15 protein-coding genes are annotated in these 16,442 nt (G+C 61.5%); 4 read left to right on the forward strand and 11 right to left on the reverse strand.

The genetic code is table 11. From position 1 onward, the window contains the following. Positions 1-7 precede the first annotated feature (7 nt). Entirely contained in the window at positions 8-1,243 is a 1,236-nt protein-coding gene (pncB, locus tag NRB16_RS05395) for a nicotinate phosphoribosyltransferase (protein ID WP_257105631.1), read from the forward strand. Further along, entirely contained in the window at positions 1,243-2,067 is an 825-nt protein-coding gene (gene nadE / locus NRB16_RS05400) for an ammonia-dependent NAD(+) synthetase (protein ID WP_045491338.1), read from the forward strand. The genes pncB and nadE overlap by 1 nt, the downstream gene beginning before the upstream one ends. A 99-nt stretch (positions 2,068-2,166) precedes the next feature. Here the strand turns inward: nadE and NRB16_RS05405 are convergent, their stop codons facing one another. The 5 genes from NRB16_RS05405 to imuA form a co-directional block, all read right to left on the reverse strand. Continuing rightward, positions 2,167-2,349, reverse strand: coding sequence for a hypothetical protein (locus NRB16_RS05405; RefSeq protein ID WP_045491336.1), 183 nt, complete (start codon positions 2,347-2,349; stop codon positions 2,167-2,169). Continuing rightward, entirely contained in the window at positions 2,339-2,890 is a 552-nt protein-coding gene (locus NRB16_RS05410) for a hypothetical protein (RefSeq protein ID WP_257105632.1), read from the reverse strand. The genes NRB16_RS05405 and NRB16_RS05410 overlap by 11 nt, the downstream gene beginning before the upstream one ends. A 227-nt stretch (positions 2,891-3,117) precedes the next feature. Then, positions 3,118-6,186, reverse strand: a complete 3,069-nt coding sequence (locus NRB16_RS05415; RefSeq protein WP_257105633.1) for an error-prone DNA polymerase — start codon at positions 6,184-6,186, stop codon at positions 3,118-3,120. Further along, the gene (locus NRB16_RS05420; RefSeq protein ID WP_257105634.1) at positions 6,183-7,592 is read right to left on the reverse strand and encodes a DNA polymerase Y family protein; all 1,410 of its coding nucleotides are present in this window, start codon (positions 7,590-7,592) and stop codon (positions 6,183-6,185) included. Before NRB16_RS05420 ends, NRB16_RS05415 begins: the two co-directional genes overlap by 4 nt. A gap of 6 nt (positions 7,593-7,598) precedes the next feature. Then, positions 7,599-8,231 (reverse strand): translesion DNA synthesis-associated protein ImuA, encoded by a 633-nt coding sequence (gene imuA, locus NRB16_RS05425; protein ID WP_045491328.1) that lies wholly within the window; start codon positions 8,229-8,231, stop codon positions 7,599-7,601. A gap of 153 nt (positions 8,232-8,384) precedes the next feature. Here imuA and NRB16_RS05430 point away from each other — a divergent pair, with 153 nt between their 5' ends. Beyond that, entirely contained in the window at positions 8,385-9,845 is a 1,461-nt protein-coding gene (locus NRB16_RS05430) for a PucR family transcriptional regulator ligand-binding domain-containing protein (RefSeq protein WP_253117228.1), read from the forward strand. Here the strand turns inward: NRB16_RS05430 and NRB16_RS05435 are convergent. From NRB16_RS05435 to NRB16_RS05455, 5 genes are all read right to left on the reverse strand, one after another. Further along, positions 9,820-10,170, reverse strand: a complete 351-nt coding sequence (locus NRB16_RS05435; protein ID WP_045491324.1) for a cupin domain-containing protein — start codon at positions 10,168-10,170, stop codon at positions 9,820-9,822. The genes NRB16_RS05430 and NRB16_RS05435 overlap by 26 nt on opposite strands. Before the next feature lie 14 nt (positions 10,171-10,184). Then, a complete protein-coding gene (locus tag NRB16_RS05440) occupies positions 10,185-11,555 on the reverse strand; it encodes an FAD-binding oxidoreductase (protein WP_253117229.1) in 1,371 nt (456 codons plus the stop codon). 8 nt (positions 11,556-11,563) lie between these two features. After that, positions 11,564-12,706 carry an amino acid permease gene (locus tag NRB16_RS05445; protein WP_257105635.1) on the reverse strand — a complete coding sequence of 381 codons (1,143 nt, stop codon included), beginning with the start codon at positions 12,704-12,706 and terminating at the stop codon, positions 11,564-11,566. Further along, the gene (locus tag NRB16_RS05450) at positions 12,622-12,960 is read right to left on the reverse strand and encodes a hypothetical protein (RefSeq protein ID WP_257105636.1); all 339 of its coding nucleotides are present in this window, start codon (positions 12,958-12,960) and stop codon (positions 12,622-12,624) included. The genes NRB16_RS05445 and NRB16_RS05450 overlap by 85 nt, the downstream gene beginning before the upstream one ends. 355 nt (positions 12,961-13,315) lie before the next feature. After that, positions 13,316-14,188: an EamA family transporter gene (locus tag NRB16_RS05455; protein ID WP_045491318.1), complete on the reverse strand. Its 873-nt coding sequence runs from the start codon at positions 14,186-14,188 to the stop codon at positions 13,316-13,318. Positions 14,189-14,251: 63 nt separating this feature from the next. Here NRB16_RS05455 and NRB16_RS05460 point away from each other — a divergent pair, with 63 nt between their 5' ends. Continuing rightward, the gene (locus NRB16_RS05460; protein ID WP_257105637.1) at positions 14,252-14,764 is read left to right on the forward strand and encodes a MarR family winged helix-turn-helix transcriptional regulator; all 513 of its coding nucleotides are present in this window, start codon (positions 14,252-14,254) and stop codon (positions 14,762-14,764) included. A gap of 57 nt (positions 14,765-14,821) precedes the next feature. Here NRB16_RS05460 and NRB16_RS05465 read toward each other — a convergent pair whose 3' ends face one another. Further along, positions 14,822-16,321, reverse strand: a complete 1,500-nt coding sequence (locus NRB16_RS05465; RefSeq protein WP_253141259.1) for a CoA-acylating methylmalonate-semialdehyde dehydrogenase — start codon at positions 16,319-16,321, stop codon at positions 14,822-14,824. Between the last annotated feature and the right edge of the window lie 121 nt (positions 16,322-16,442).

The following is a 16,442-nucleotide window of genomic DNA, read 5'->3' on the forward strand; positions in this document are numbered from 1 at the left end:
CACGATCATGGACAGCGCATTTGACCGCGACACCGGTGTCATCCAGAGCCTGCTGGACACTGACTACTACACCTTCACCATGATGCAGGCGGTGCTGCACCAGCACCCCAATGTGGATGTGGAATACCTGTTTATTGTTCGCTCGCAGGAAAAACTCGGCCACCTGATCCCCGAGATCCGCGTCGAACTGGAGCGTCTGGCCGATCTGCAGATGCGTGAGGGCGAGCAGCGCTTTCTGTTCAACCGGCGCTTTCGTGAATACCTGACCCCGGACTTCGAGCAGTTCCTGGGCCTGTTTCGCTTCAACCTGCGCTACATCCATGTCTCGGAGGTTGATGGCCAACTGAATATCCGGGTTCGCGGGCCGATGCTGCACTGCATCATGTTCGAGCAACCGGTGCTGGCGATGGTCAGCGAACTGCGCAACCGCGACAAATACCCGGATGTCGAGCTGGAAGACGTTACCCGTCGGCTCTATCAGAAATTCGAGTGGCTGGAGAAAAATGCCAGCGCCGATGAGCTGGCCGAACTTCGGGTTTCAGACTTTTCGACCCGGCGGCGCTTGTCGTTCCGTGCCCAGCGAGAAATGGTCGACATCATGCGCCGCGACTTTCCAGGGGTATTTGTCGGGACCAGCAACGCGCACCTGGCTTATGAATTCGACCTGCCGCTGATCGGCACCATGGCTCACCAGTGGCTGATGGTCCACCAGCAAATGGGCCGGTTGCGCGAGAGCCAGAGCGCGGCGCTGGAAAACTGGGTGCGTGAATACCGTGGCCGGTTGGGGATCGCGCTGACTGACTGCATCAGCACCGACTTTTTCCTCAAGGACTTCGACCTGTACTTCGCCAAGCTGTACGACGGCCTGCGCCAGGACTCCGGCAACCCCATCGTCTGGGCCGACAAGGTGCTGGCGCGCTACCAGGAACTGGGCATCGACCCGCGCAGCAAAGACCTGATGTTCTCCGACGGGCTGAATTTCGAAAAATGCCTGCCGATCCTGCGCCACGTGCGGGGCAAGGCCAAAGTCGGCTTCGGCATGGGCACCAGCCTGGCGTGTGATGTTGGAGGCGTAGAGCCGCTGAGCATTGTCATGAAACTGGTGCGGGTGCATGGCGAACCGGTGGTGAAGTTTTCCGACGACCCGGTGAAGAACGTCTGCGAAGACGCCTCGTTCCTGCAATACGCAGCGCAGGTGTTCAACGTCGACCTGAACAATCAGTCAAAGCAGGAGAATCTTTGATGAGCACGCAACTGCAACGCGACATTGCCCTGCAACTGGGTATCGACCGGCAATGGCAGCCTGGCACCGAAGCCAGTGAGATCACCCGGCGCACCGGATTCATCAAGCAGGTGCTGCGCGAGTCGGGCTGCAAGACTCTGGTGCTGGGGATCAGTGGCGGTGTCGACTCGCTGACCGCCGGGCGCTTGTGCCAGTTGGCGGTGGAGCAACTGCGCGAGGAGGGCGTTGACGCCCGGTTTATCGCCGTGCGCCTGCCATACCGCAGCCAGGCCGACGAGCGTGATGCTCAGGCCGCGCTGGACTTCATCCGTCCGGATCAGATCACCACCAGCAATATCGCTGCTGCGGTCGATGGCCTGATGGACTCGATCAGCATTGAAGGCTTGCAGCCGACCCCGGAGCAGACCGACTTCACCAAAGGCAACGTCAAGGCTCGAACACGGATGGTGGCGCAATACGCGATTGCCAACTTCTGCAACGGTCTGGTGGTCGGCACGGATCACGCCGCCGAGGCACTGATGGGCTTTTTCACCAAGTTCGGCGATGGTGCCTGCGACCTGGCGCCGCTGTCTGGCCTGACCAAAGGCCAGGTCAGACAAGTAGCCAAAGCACTGGGAGCGCCAGAGGCACTGGTGTTCAAGGCGCCGACAGCGGATCTGGAAGACTTGCAGCCGGGCAGGCTGGATGAAGCGGCGTATGGCTGTAGCTATGCCGAGATTGATGCTTATTTGATGGGCGAAGAGGTCAGTGCTGACACCCGTGGGATTATCGAGACAGCCTTCAGGCGTACCGCGCACAAGCGAGCGTTGCCGAGGGTGCCTTGACCTTCTCTTGCAGCCATGATGGCTACTGCATCATCGTGGGTGCGAACCGGCTGGTTTTCAGGTCGCCGTGCTGATCCTGAAGACTGAAGCCGGATTACTTCAAGACACTTTGGCATCTGGCTTGCGTTTACGAGGCTTGCCTGCAAGCACCGGGCTTTCCACCTCGCTGAAAGCCTCGATGGCTGCTGCATCGAAGAAATCGCGGAAATTGCCAGAGCGCTGGATGCGCTCAAGTCTGGCAAGCGCTTCGTCCCTGATTTTGAGATTGACATTATTGCTCATATGAATCTGCCTCCCGGTTGTGGCCATCGTATTCCCGGGTCAGGTCGTAGGCAAGACCTATGCCCGGGATGAAGTGAAAGCCCTCTGTCTGATAAGCCCGACGTGCTCCAGGATCGGGATCGTTGACCACGATATACCGCATATCCAGCAGCAGGCCATAACTGCAAACTGCCCGTAGTCCTAATGGAGCAATATAGCCCTTGGTAGGTAATGCGTTATCTGGATTGCGCTCCAGATACAGTACAAAGACTTTTTCTCGGCTTTGTTTAGGTGTCGCCCAGCACAACCCTGCCAGGCGGCCGTCATACCAGATGGCGACGTCAATGGCGGCGAAGTGGGCACTACGCTGCTTCCATTTCAGAACACGTTCCCAGCCGAAGTCATATTGGGTAAGCCAGGTTTCGTATTGGGATATAGCGCATTCATTGATTTCAGTGATATTTAGAAGGTGAGGGTTGTACTGAGCATCTTTACCAATGAATGCCCTGACGGCATGCAAACGAGCTGCCTCCTGTAAGCTTCTGAGTGTTTCAAGATCCATGTGTGATTCCAGTCAGCCGGAGCAGGCTGTTTCCCGAGCGCTATGTTCTGAGTTGATGGTCAGTGACCACCAACAGCGAACTTAGCCATGCCATTTCTCGCTTACAAGCAGGCCAAGGAATATCGGGGAAATTCAGATTTGCCCTACAAGCTGGCGGGAATCTTGAGCATTAAAGCTTCATTAGATCATCTACGAGTAGACTCGAGAGGGCGCTGCCGGTGCCCATTTCAATGGAAGTCGCGGCTGCGGACATCGAGTCCTTCGAGCAAATCGCTCCGGTCCAGCAAATGCCCGGCAATCAGATGCCGAACTCCGGATTCCACTTCAAGCCTGCCCTTGACCTGCAGCAACCGCGAATGGACCAGCGCGGTCCGGTAGCGCTCGGCCAGGTCGCGCCAGACCAGCACATTGATCATGCCGAACTCGTCTTCCAGGGTCACGAAAGTCACCCCCGAAGCGGTGCCGGGGCGTTGGCGGCCGGTGACGATGCCGATCACGGTGACATGGCTGCTGGGCTCTGTGTGGCTCAGGTCGCGGGAGCTTCTGGCCCGCAGGCTACGCAAGGTATCGCGCAGCAGCGCCAGTGGGTGTGGGCCAAGGGTGGTGCCGGTGCGGGCGTAGTCGGCGTACATGTTCTGCACCACACTGGGGGCCGGAATGACCACAGGGTCCTCCGGCACCGGACTGTCGAACAGCGGCAGTGAGGGTTGCACGGCGGCAATAGCCCAGAGCGCCAGGTGGCGGTTGTCGGCCAACTGGCGCAAGGCGTTGGCTTCGGCCAGGCAGTGGCGGGCCTTGTGATCCAGCTGGGCGCGCAGGCACAGGTCGCTGATATCCCTGAAGGCGCTGGCCTTGCGAGCCTGTTCGATCTGCCGGGCGACGGGTTCTGGCAGGCCGCGCACCATACGCAAGCCCAGCCGAATTGCGGGTTGCGGCTGGTCAAGTTGTTCAAGGCTGCAATCCCAACTGCTGACCGTGACATCCACCGGACGTACTTCAATGCCGTGGCGGCGGGCGTCTTGCAGCACTTGGTCAGGTGAATAAAACCCCATCGGCCAGCTATTGATCAGGGCGCAGGCGTAGGCCGCCGGTTCATGACACTTGAGCCAGCAACTGGCGTAGGTAAGCAGGGCAAAGCTGGCGGCATGGGATTCGGGAAAGCCGTAACTGCCAAAGCCCTTGATCTGCTCGAAGATGCGTGCGGCGAATTCTTCGGTATAGCCATTGTTGAGCATCCCTTCACGCAACCGTATCTGGTGCGGCTCCAGCCCGCCGTGGCGCTTCCAGGCGGCCATGGAACGGCGCAGTTCATCGGCCTCGCCGGGGGTGTAGCCGGCGGCAACGATAGCCAGCTTCATCACCTGCTCCTGAAATAGCGGTACACCCAAGGTGCGTGCAAAGACCTCTTTGAGTTCTTCTTTCGGGTAAGTGACCTTCTCCTTATCGTGGCGGCGACGCAGGTAGGGATGCACCATATCGCCCTGAATGGGGCCGGGTCGCACGATAGCGACCTGAATCACCAAGTCATAGAATTCGCGTGGCCGCAAGCGCGGCAGCATGGCCATCTGCGCCCGGGATTCGATCTGAAACACGCCCAGAGTATCGGCCCGGCAAATCATGTCGTAGGTGGCGCTGTCATCGGGCGGGATCTTCGCCACGGTCAGATCGCGACGGCCACTTTCCTTCAACAACGCCAGGCAACGGCGAATCGCACTGAGCATACCCAGCGCCAGCACATCGACTTTCATCAGCCCCAGGGCGTCGATGTCATCCTTGTCCCACTGGATGATGGTCCGGTCGGGCATTGCCGCATTTTCCACCGGCACCAGCGTCGAGAGTGGCTGCTGCGAGATCACAAAGCCGCCCGGATGCTGCGACAGGTGCCGAGGAAAACCGATCAGTTGTTCGGTCAATGCCAGGACCATGCGCACCTGGCGGTTCTGCGGGTCGAAGCCGGCCTCAATGAAGCGCTCCAGCGGCGGCAGGCTGTCACTCCAGCGGCTGCAGCATTTAGCCAGGGCGGCGATCTGATCGGCAGGCCAGCCCAGCGCCTTGGCCACATCCCGAATGGCTCCGGTGACATGGTAAGTGCTGGCCACGGCGGTGAGGGCGGCGCGTTCGCGGCCGTAGCGATTGAACACGTACTGGATCACCTCTTCGCGGCGTTCGTGCTCGAAATCCACGTCGATATCCGGCGGTTCATTGCGCTCGCGGGAGATGAACCGCTCGAACAGCATCTCCATGCGCGTGGGGTCCAGTTCGGTGATGCCCAAGGCGTAACAGACCGCCGAGTTGGCCGCCGAGCCACGCCCCTGGCAGAGAATGTTCTGGCCACGGGCAAAGTGAACAATGTCGTGCACCGTGAGAAAGTAACTCTCGTATTGCAGTTCGATGATCAGCTCGAGTTCTTTGTCGATCTGTTGACTGATCGGTTCAGGTACGCCGGCTGGCCAACGCCATTGACAGCCGTTCCAGGTCAGCTCGCGTAACCAACTGGCAGCGGTCTTGCCCTGCGGCACCACTTCATGGGGATACTCGTAACGCAGCTCATCGAGCTGAAAAGTGCACTGCGCGGCGATTTTGACCGACTCGTCCAATAATGCCTGAGGGTAAAGACTCTGCAGCACCGGTACTGCCCGCAGGTGGCGTTCGCCATTCGGGAACAGCCGATAGCCGGCCTCGCTGACCGTACAGTGCTGGCCGATGGCAGTCAGGGTGTCTTGCAGCGCCCGCCGGCCGCGGGCATGCATATGCACATCGCCGCTGGCCACCAGCGGCAGTTGCAGTCGCGCCCCCAACTGCTGCAGGTCGGCCAGTTGCCGCGCATCATCTGCGCCGTGGTGCAGTTGCACACTGATCCAGCAAGCGTCAGGAAACATCGACGCGACCCATCGTCCGTGTGCCTCACAGGCCCGCGGGCCTGGCACCCACAGCGCAATGATGCCCTCAGTGGTCGCGGCAAAATCGGCCTGGCCCAGTGCATAGCAGCCCTTGCGGCTACGCCGCCGGGCCAGCGTGACCAGCTTGCAGATGTTCTGGTAACCGGTCAGGTCACGGGCCAGCAGCACAAGCTTGATGCCTTCGCTGAGTTGCACTTCGATGCCGGTGATCAACTGCACGCCACTGGCTTTGGCCGCCTGCCAGGCGCGCACAATACCGGCCAGTGAACACTCATCGGTAATGGCCAGGGCCTGGTAACCAAGCTGGGCAGCCCGCTCGAACAGCTCTTTGGCAGTGGAAGCGCCACGCTGAAAGCTGAAGTTGGACAGGCAGTGCAGCTCGGCATAGCGGCTCATGAAAACCAGCCGTGCAGTTGCAGCGGCCCCTCACAGCCTGCGTCACGAAAAGCCCAGCCACGCTGGCCATCGCGGGTTTGCACCACGTAATAGTCGCGGCGCACATCGCCGCCGTCCCACCAGCCGGACTCGATACGTTCAGGGCCGGCCAGGATCTGCACGCTGTCATCGTTCAGGGTTGAGGGTTCGCTAAGCAGCCAGCCAGGACGCGGCGCATCAATGGCTGAGGGCAGGGCGCCCGGTTCGACAGACCAGGCATGCTCGGGACGATGATCGGCGCGCGGGTGCAGCTCCCGTACCGAGCCGTCGCCAAGCCGCGCCCGTAGCCGCTCGCGCAAGGGCTCCCAGGCTTGCAACTGCTGGGGCCGCTCGTTGAACAGCGGCTGATGTTGCGGGGTAAATGTCGGCAATTGTTCGGCCAGCAAACGCACCGCCAGCACCGCGGCGGGTAGCCGTTGCTGCTCCAGCCGGCCACGGGTCAGCTCGAAGAGCATGCCTGCGTCGCGTTCGGCACTGAGCAAACCGACCGGCACCGGTGTAGCCGGGTGGCTGCGATGCTCAAGATGCAGTACGAAGCGCTGCACGCCACAGTCGCGACCGGCAAGATAGGCCGCCAGGTCACCGGTCAGGCGGCGTAACGGGAACAGCAAGGCCTGATGGGAGTCGACCTCGAAATTCAACTCGATGCGCGCATCGAACACATCCGGGGGGCTATAGAAGGTCAAAGCCAGGGCGCGCCGACCGCTTAGCCGGTCGAGTTGCAGCAGCACCTCGGGGGCAAAACGGCGGGCCAGGCCGTCACGCGGCAAGGCCAGCACCTGACAAAGCTGGCGCAACCCCATGCGCGCGAGGGTATTGGCGGCATCAATGGGCAGGCCGACGCGCTCTATGGGCAGCGGGTCGAGGGTCTGCGCCAGCCGTTGTGCGTCCAAAACCGCCAGACCGTCTCGGCCATTGGCCAGTACTCGGGCGGCGGCCGGGTTGGGCGCGGCACTTATGCGATGGACAAAACCCAACGCAGCCAGCTCTTCACGCAGGCGCGCTTGCAGTTTTGGCCAGGGGCCGAACAGACCCAGGCTCGACTGCACTTCCAGCAGCAGGCAACGCGGATAATGCAGGCTGACCTGCGCACTGAAACCATAGGCCCAGGCCGCCAGAAATTGCTGCGAAGCTTCAATCTGTGACACATCGTAATCGGCCATGGCAAAGCCGCTGGCCAGGCTTTGCGCGGCGGTCAGTGACTGGCCCGCTCGCAAGCCCAGAGCCCGCGCTGCCGGGTTGACCGCTTGCAGCACCCGGCGCTGCGCAGGCCCACTGAGCAGCACCAGCGGCTGATCGCTATCGGCACGCTGGCGTAGCACGCCGTCCATGGCCAGTTGCGGGAACAGAATGCAGGCCCAGAGCATGACCGCTTACTGCCAGGCCAATGCTAGAGCACTCAACGGGATCGGCTTGGGTGGCGCGATACCCCCACGGCACTTGAGCACCCGCAGTTGATCAGGCGCAGCCTCTACCGCCAGGCGCAAGGCCGCCGGGGAGGGATTGATGGCCTCTTCCAGTGGCCGATAGGCAAACGCCAGGGTCTGTCCGGTTTCTGCCGCCACCTGCAAGCGCCGCAATGAGCGGTCGTCGGCCTGACGCAACCAGCACACAACCGCACCACAACTGCCCGAGCGCAGGCTTTGCTCGGCAGCCCACAACGCGTCACGCCCCTGGGCCTGCACCAGGCTCAGGTAACCCAGCTCGATACCGGCCGCCGCCCAGGCGCGGGGGTAAGGCAAATGTGGCGGGCCAACCAGCACCACCCGTTCAGCGCGTTGGGTCAGCCGGGCGAGGGTGGGCCAGAGCAGGCGCAACTCACCGATGCCCTGGGCCGCCACCAGCAGTTCACTCAACGCCGCGACCGGCCAGCCGCCGCCGGGCAACAAGTTGTCCAGCGCCGCATGGCCAGTCGATGGACAAGCTGACGCCGCACTGTCGCTGGCCTGCCCGCGCCAGATACGACGGCTGTCGAAGAGACTTTCAAGTGAGACAACTGAGGGCATGGTGGTGGAAACCCAGGATACTGTATTTACATACAGTATTTGTCTCAGCCCCGGTCCAGGTCAAGCCGCAAGCGACAGATTGCCATGATGGCGACTGTGAAGCCGCGGCCGTGATCTTGTTATAGTGCGCGACTTACCCTGCTGGAGCCACGCATGCTGACGGTCCGCGATCTGCTATTGAACGAATCCCTTGGCATCAGCGCACTGGCCGGCTTCGCGGGCGTAGACCGCACGATCACCTGGGCACATACGGTCGATCTGTGCGATCCCTGGAAATGGGTGGCCGCTGGCAATCTGGTGATGACCACCGGCATCGGCCTGCCCACAGATGCCGGGCAACAGGTGCGCTGGCTGGAGCAACTGGCCGACAGCCAGGCCTGTGCGTTACTGGTGGCCCCGCGTGCGGATTCTCCGGCGCTCACCCCAGAGTTGCTCGAATGTGCCGAGCAGCTGGGTTTTGCGCTGCTCTCGGCCAGCTTCGAACTGGCCTTCGTCAAGCTGTCTCAGTTGATTATCGAGAGCGTGCTGCATACCCAGCGTGAGCGCCTGAGCACCAGTGAGCGCTTGTTTCAGACTTATGCCCAGGTGCTGCGCAAGAAACCGGATTTCGAGGGCCGCCTGACGCTGCTGGCCGATAGCCTGGGTCTTGATCTGCTGGTCGAGGATGCGGCCAGCGGGGTCCCCATCGTCGCATCGCGGCAAGTGGCAGTCTCGAGGTTGCTGGAGCGGGTCGCCATTCCAGGCATTGTGTCGGCCAATCTGGTCATCATTGCTCATGGCAAAAAGGTCTGGGGTGACCCTTTGCTGGTGCGCTCACTGGTCGGCCTGCTGAGTATCGAACTGGAGCGTCTGGCGATTGCGCGTGACGAACAGCGCGAAGCTGGCGCCACTCTGTTGCGCAATTTGATCACTGGCCAGATCGAACTGTCAGCAGCCCGGCCAATGCTGGAACGCCGTGGCCTGAGCGGGACGCTGGTGTGTATCGCACTGGAGCCGGGGCAGCAGGGGGTCTGGCATACAGAGACACTGCATCATGCGCCTGGTTTGCATCAGCCGGCGCCCTTACTGCTGGCTGACGAGGGGCTATTGCTGATGCTGGCCAATGATTCACCGGCACTGTTCGAGCAATGCCTGGCAAATCTGGGTGCGGGTACCCGGATAGGCATCAGCGGGCCGGCCAGTGTCGCGGCCGGAGTCACTGAAAGCCTTCGCCAGGCACGTCTGGCACTGGCTCAGGCACGTGAGTCAGGCCAGAGCATGCAGCGCTATGGTGAGGCGCAGCGTGTCACCGGCATGGCGCCCAAATCCCTCGCCGAAGCCCGCGCCTTGCTGGGGCATTACCTGGGGGCGTTGATCGAGCATGACCGCAGCCAGGACGGTGAACTGCTCAAGACCCTGGCCGCATTTCTTGGCAACGATGGCAACTGGAAAGCCAGCGCCTTTGAGCTGGGCATTCATCGCCAGACACTGGTCTACCGGATCAAACGGATCGAACAGCTCAGCGGTTTCTCAGCTACGACCACCCATGGCAGTGCGCAGCTGTGGATTGCCTTGCAGGCCGGGATCAGCACCGGCCTGCTGGAAGGTCTCAGTAAATGGCATAGACCTTCCTGACTGTTTCGATAACATCCCAGCGGCCGGTCCAGCCTGGCGGCAGGATGATCAGGTCTCCGGCGCCGACCTCCTTGACTTCACCGCTGGCGTCGTCGGTCAGCGTGGCGCGGCCGGCCAGGATGTATGTGAATTCGGTATCGGGACGATCAATCACCGGCCAGCCACCGGGCCGGCACTCCCAGATGCCGAGGTTGCCGGTGGCCAGTGGCGCCAGGGTCTGGATGGCGATCTGCGGATCGCCCCGGTCAGCGCCGCCCCGTTGTCCTTTGGGTTCCAGCGCGGCGGTAGACAGTTCGGCGGCCTTGAGAATGGTAAAAACAGGCATGGTGCGTTCCTTTTTCAATGAGCGCCCGTCAGCCGTTCCAGCAGCATGGCGGTACGCGAGGGTTTACGGGTCCAGCGCTCTTCGAGGTCACTGAAGTTGGCGGCGGCCAGGCCGCTGTTGATGCCCAACCAGCGCAAGGGCTCAGGCTCCCAGGCCGGCGAGCGATGGTTAACAAGGGGCAGGCGGTTAAGTTCATGGTCCTCGCCGAGGATCAGGTTGCGCAGCAGGCGACCAGCCAGGTTGCTGGTGGCCACGCCATCACCGACATAGTTGCCGGCCCAGGCCATACGGGTTTGAGGGTCAAGGCTGACGGTTGGACACCAGTCACGGGCCACGCCCAAAGCGCCGCCCCAGCGGTGAGTGATTCGTGCATCGACCAGGGCCGGGAAGAACTCCAGCAACGCGGCATGAATCTTCTGGTGGGTACTGTCTACCAGATCGGCGCTCTCGGGCATTTTCGAGCCCCATTGATAAGGCGCGCCGCGCCCGCCGAAAACCAGGCGCCCCTCGGCGGTGACCTGGCCATACACACGCAGGTGGCGCATGTCATTGAAGGCCCGGCGCACATCCAGACCCAGTTGCTGACGCAAGCCGAGCGGCAGCGGCTCGGTGGCCAGTACCAGCGAATACAGCGGGATCACCGAACGTTGCAGGCCCGGCTGTTGGGCGCTGAACGCCTCGGTTGCCCGTACCACGGTCTCGGCCTTGACCTCGCCTGCGATCGTTTGTACCCGGCCGGGATGGATCTGCAGGACTTCGCTGTGCTCATAAATCTTCGCCCCCATGCGTTCGACCAGACTGGCCAGGCCGCGCACCAGCTTGCCGGGATGGATCAGTGCGCAATGCTCGGTGAAAAGGCCGCCTTGTACGTTTTCGACGTCCAGTAGCGCACGGGCTTTGGCGGTATTCAGGGCGTGCCATTGTTCGGGCAGGCCGAACTCTTTTGAAGCCTGCACCGCACTATTGGCCCTGGCCCACTGCGCCGGGCTGCGTGCCACGGACAGAAAACCCTGTTTGCTGTAATCAGCCTCGATCCCTTCTGCAGCCAGCACCCGGCCGATTTCATCGACCGTGTCATTCATTGCCATCTGTAAGGCCAGCGCTGCTGCATGGCTGGACATCTGCGCCAGATGGTTCAGCGAGATCGGGAAGATCGCCGAAGCCCAGCCGCCATTGCGCCCCGAAGCGCCGAAGCCGACGGTTTTGCGCTCCAACAGCACCACACGTAATGTCGGTGCGCTTTTGAGCAGGTAGTAGGCCGTCCACAGGCCGGTGTAGCCGGCGCCGACAATCACCACGTCGGCGTTGATGGCGTGCTCCAGCCGCTCACGAGCCGGGGTTGGCTCGTACCAGAGCGGCCGATTGGGCAATTGGGTCAGGTCCATGGTTATCTCTATACAGGTTGGGTCGGGGAAGATGCAGCGGCCGCCTGACGGGCACGCACCCGGCCCAGCACGGCATACGACAGAAGGATCACGGCGATTGCCACCAGACATTGCAGCAGGCTGGCCCGGCTGGTGGCGTCAAGCGCCATGCTGACCAGCACGGCGATAATGGCGGCGGTCACTAGCAACGGCAGCCAAGGGTGGCCCCACATGCGGAATTTGAGGCTGCCTGCGGCAACCCAGCGCGGGCGCAGTTTGATTTGCGACAGGCAAATCATCAGGTAAACGAACAGAAACACCGCGCCGGAAGAGTTGAGCAGGAACTGGAATACGGTGTCTGGCCAGATTGCTGCAATCACCACACAGCCGTAACCCACCAGCGTTGAAGTGATGACGCCCCGTGCTGGTACACCGCGTTTACTCACGCTGGCGATACTGGCCGGAGCCTCGCCATTACTGGCCAGCACGAATAGCAAGCGTGAGGAGGTGTACAGCCCGGCATTGAGCACCGACAGTACGGCGATCAGGATCACCACCTTGAGCACCAGCGCTGCACCGGGAATACCGATGTGTTCCAGAGTAGTCACGAACGGCGACTTGCCCGGCACGATGTCGGTCCACGGTTGGGCCACGACAATGAACAGGGTTGAAAGCGCAAAGAACACCAGAATCCGGGCCATTACAGTGTTGACTGCACGGCGTATATTCTGCGCCGGGTGTTCAGACTCAGCCGCTGCGATGGTCGCCACCTCGACCCCGGTCATCGAGAAAATCACTACCACCACGCCGGAAAACAGCGAAGCAATGCCGTTCGGGAACAGGCCGCCGTGGTCTGTGAGATGGTTGAAACTTGCCTGGGAGTCAGGCCAGCCACCGCTGATGTAAGCGCCGGTGACCACCAGAAAGGCAACGATGGCAGCGACCTTGACCCCAGCGAACCAGTATTCTGCCTCACCGAAGGAATGCACTGACATCAGGTTGAGCAGGGTCATGATAACCATCAACCCCAAGGCGATGGCCCACACAGGAAAGCCCGGCAGCCACTCATTGATGATCTGCCCTCCGACTACGGCTTCGAAGCCGACGACAATGACCCAGAAGTACCAGTACAGCCAGCCCGTGGCGTAGCCGGCGGCGTTGCCATAGGCCATGCGCGCGTAATCGACGAAGGAGCCTTTGCTCTGGGATGGGCGGCGGCCATTTCGCCGAGCATGCGCATGACCAGCGCAACGATGATGCCGGTCACGATATAGGTCAGAAAGGCGCCAGGGCCTGTGGACGCAATCACTGCGCTGGAGCCGACGAACAGTCCGGCACCGATGACTCCGCCAAGGGCCAGCATGCTGATATGGCGGGTTTTCAAGGATTTCTTCAACCGCGGGTCGTGCTCGTGTTGAACAGGCATGGGGCGTCTCCGTTGTTGTTATTGGTGCTTGCCTGGAACAGGAGACTAGGGCGGTTGCAACGAGGGGAATAGCGTAAAAATGCGCAGTGCGGGGAGAGGACTTGTACAAATGTATGAATGTATACGTGCAGGTGGTGCTTGAGAGTCGAACGGGGTGCCATCCTTGGCACTCATCGCCCATGGGCTGCAATCATTACCAGGCCAGTAGCCCTCGACATTGGAGAAAGTCCACGACCGGCCGTCGGTCCCAGCAGGGGCAGGCGCACCGATTCACGTGCTGCCTCTTCCTGCGAACCGATGAGGTCGAAAGATTGACGATGCGCCCGGCGGCAGAGCGCAGTTGGCCGAGGACGGTTTAACGCCCCCGTGCCGCCGTCCATTGCACCGCAAACACACTGGCCAGCACGATGACCAGGCCGATCAGGGCGCTGCCGGTCATTGACTGGCCAAGCAGTGCCCAGCCCAGCAACACTGCCGACAATGGGCTCAGCAGGCCCAGTGATGCCACCGCCACGGTCGGCAGGCGGATTACCCCGCGAAACCACAGCACATAACCGAGCAGACTACCGGCCAGGCTGAGGTAGGCGTAGGCCGCGTATTGCGCGAGGGTCAACGGCGGCAGAGGGGCATCGGCCAGCCAGGCGACCGGTGCCAGCAGTACGCCGCCAATCACCAGTTGCCAGCCGGTGAGGGCCAGGACTGGCATCTGCAACTGCCAGCGCCGCGTCAGCCATACACCCAGCGCCATACACGTGGCGCCCAGCAAGGCAGCGGCCATACCCACCGGTTCAAAGATCGTCTGCGGCGACAGCAGCAGTACAGCCATGCCCATGACGCCGAGCAGCGCCGAACACCAGGTCGCCAATGCGGGTGAACGGCGCTCCACCGCCCAGGCCAGCAGCATGACCAGTAACGGTTGGATCGCACCCAATACCGCCGCCAAACCACCCGGCAAGCGATAGGCTGCGACGAACAGCAGGGCCTGGAACACCCCGATATTCAGCGCACCCAGCACCAGCAGGCGCCAGACGTTTTGCCGGGAGGGCATTTGCCGGGTGTAGAGCAACAACAACAGACCCGCCGGCAATACCCGGATGAGCGCTGCGGTGAAGGGCCGGTCAGGCGGCAGGATTTCTGAAGTCACGATATAGGTCGAGCCCCAGATGGCGGGTGCCAGAGCGGTCAGCAGGATATCGCGCCATTGTGGGTGAGTATGGGTTGCGGTCATGATTTTATCTTCAACTCAAGGTAATATGATCGTTGCTCAACAACTACCTTGAAGTCAAGATAAATGACAGATTCGGCCAAGCAACGACCCCGCGATGCGGTGGACACCATCCTGGAACAGTGGCACCGCGAACGCCCCGAGCTGGATACCACGCCCATGGGGCCGATCGGGCGGATCAATCGCTGCGCAGCGCTGCTGACCCCGCGCCTGGAAGCAGGTTATGCCGCTTACGACCTGAGCGTCTGGGAGTTCGACATGCTCGCCACCCTGCGTCGCTCCGGCGCGCCGTATTGCCTGAGCCCCACGGCGTTGTTCTCGACCCTGATGGTGACCTCCGGAACCATGACCCACCGGTTAAAGCGTCTGGAAACCCGTCAGTTGATCGAGCGCGTGGCCAACCCCGATGACGCGCGCAGCCTGCTGGTGCAGTTGACGGCGCAGGGCCTGGCGTTGATTGATCGGGCAGTTGAAAGCCATGTGGAGAATGAGCGGCGCCTGCTGGAGACATTACCGGCTGACGTGCTGGCTGAGATGGATGCCAGCTTGTCGCGGTTGTTGCGGGTGTTGGAGGGGTAGAACAAGTTGCGGTTTTTCGCGGCTGAAGCGGTGATCCGCTTCAGCCGCGAAAGCAGATTACTTGGCAACCGGCATGGCGAACTCAGCGCCTTTTTCGATGCTTTCCGGCCAGCGCTGCATGATCGACTTCTGTTTGGTGTAGAAGCGTACGCCTTCGCTGCCATAGGCGTGCATGTCGCCAAACAGGCTCTTTTTCCAGCCGCCGAAACCGTGCCAGGCCATTGGTACTGGAATCGGTACGTTGATACCGACCATGCCGACTTCAATGCGGCGACCGAACTCACGGGCGATGTTGCCGTCGGCGGTGAACAGGCTGACGCCGTTGCCGAACTCGTGGTTGTTGACCAGTTCCACTGCCTGACCGAAGTCATCCACGCGCACGCAGCTCAACACCGGGCCGAAAATCTCTTCGCGGTAGATGGTCATTTCCGGGGTGACATGGTCGAACAGCGTCGCGCCCAGCCAGAAACCGTTTTCCAGACCGGCTTCGGCAGGTTTGAAGTCGCGGCCATCAAGCAGCAGCTTGGCACCGGCAGCCACACCTTGTTCGATGTAGCCGGTGATGCGCTTGCGGGCCACATCAGTGACGATCGGGCCCATTTCGGCTTTCAGGTCACGGCCATCGGTGACGCGCAGTTGCTTGGCGCGCTCGATCAGGGCCGGGACGATCTTGTCGGCCACATCACCGACCAATACGGCCACCGAGATCGCCATGCAGCGCTCACCCGCACTGCCGTAAGCGGCGCCCATCAAGGCATCGACGGTTTTCTCGATATCGGCGTCGGGCATCACCACCATGTGGTTCTTGGCACCGCCCAGGCCCTGGACACGCTTGCCATTGCGAGCGCCGGTCTCGTAGATGTACTGGGCAATCGGTGTCGAGCCGACGAAGCTCAGCGCCTTGACGTCCGGGTGTTCCAGCAGCGCGTCGACCGACTCCTTGTCGCCTTGCACCACGTTGAACACGCCTTTGGGCAGACCGGCCTCACGCAGCAGCTCAGCCATGAACAGCGACGCGCTCGGGTCGGTCGGGCTTGGCTTGAGGACGAAGGTGTTACCGGCCGCCAGGGCGATCGGGTACATCCACATCGGGACCATCACAGGGAAGTTGAACGGCGTTACACCGGCCACCACGCCCAGTGGTTGGCGTACGGTCCAGTTATCGATACCCCGGGAGACCTGGTCGGTATGGTCGCCCTTCATCAGGTGCGGAATACCACAGGCGAATTCGAGAATGTCGATACCGCGCTCGACTTCGCCCTGGGCATCAGTGAATACCTTGCCGTGCTCGGCGGTGATGATGCGCGCCAGATCATCTTTACGTTCCTGCAGCAATTGCAGGTAACGGAACAGGACCCGGGCGCGACGGATTGGCGGCGTCTCGCTCCATTCAGCGAATGCCGCCTTGGCCGCAGCAACGGCTTCGTCGACCGTCTTGCGGCTGCCGAGCGCGACTTTGCCGGTCACTTCACCGGTGGCCGGGTTGTAAACGTCCTGATAGCGGTCGTCGCGGCTGACACGGGCGTCATTGATGTAATGTTCGATGGTCTGGCTCATGAGTACCTCTTGGTTGTTGTTCGCAAGATGGATTCACGATAACCCTTGAATTTGTTCGCAACCAGACCAGAATAGCGAACTCATTGTTTTGAATGACGAACAATAGGCATCGTCGGATCCG

This window comes from Pseudomonas sp. LJDD11, from assembly GCF_024584215.1.
GTDB lineage: Bacteria > Pseudomonadota > Gammaproteobacteria > Pseudomonadales > Pseudomonadaceae > Aquipseudomonas.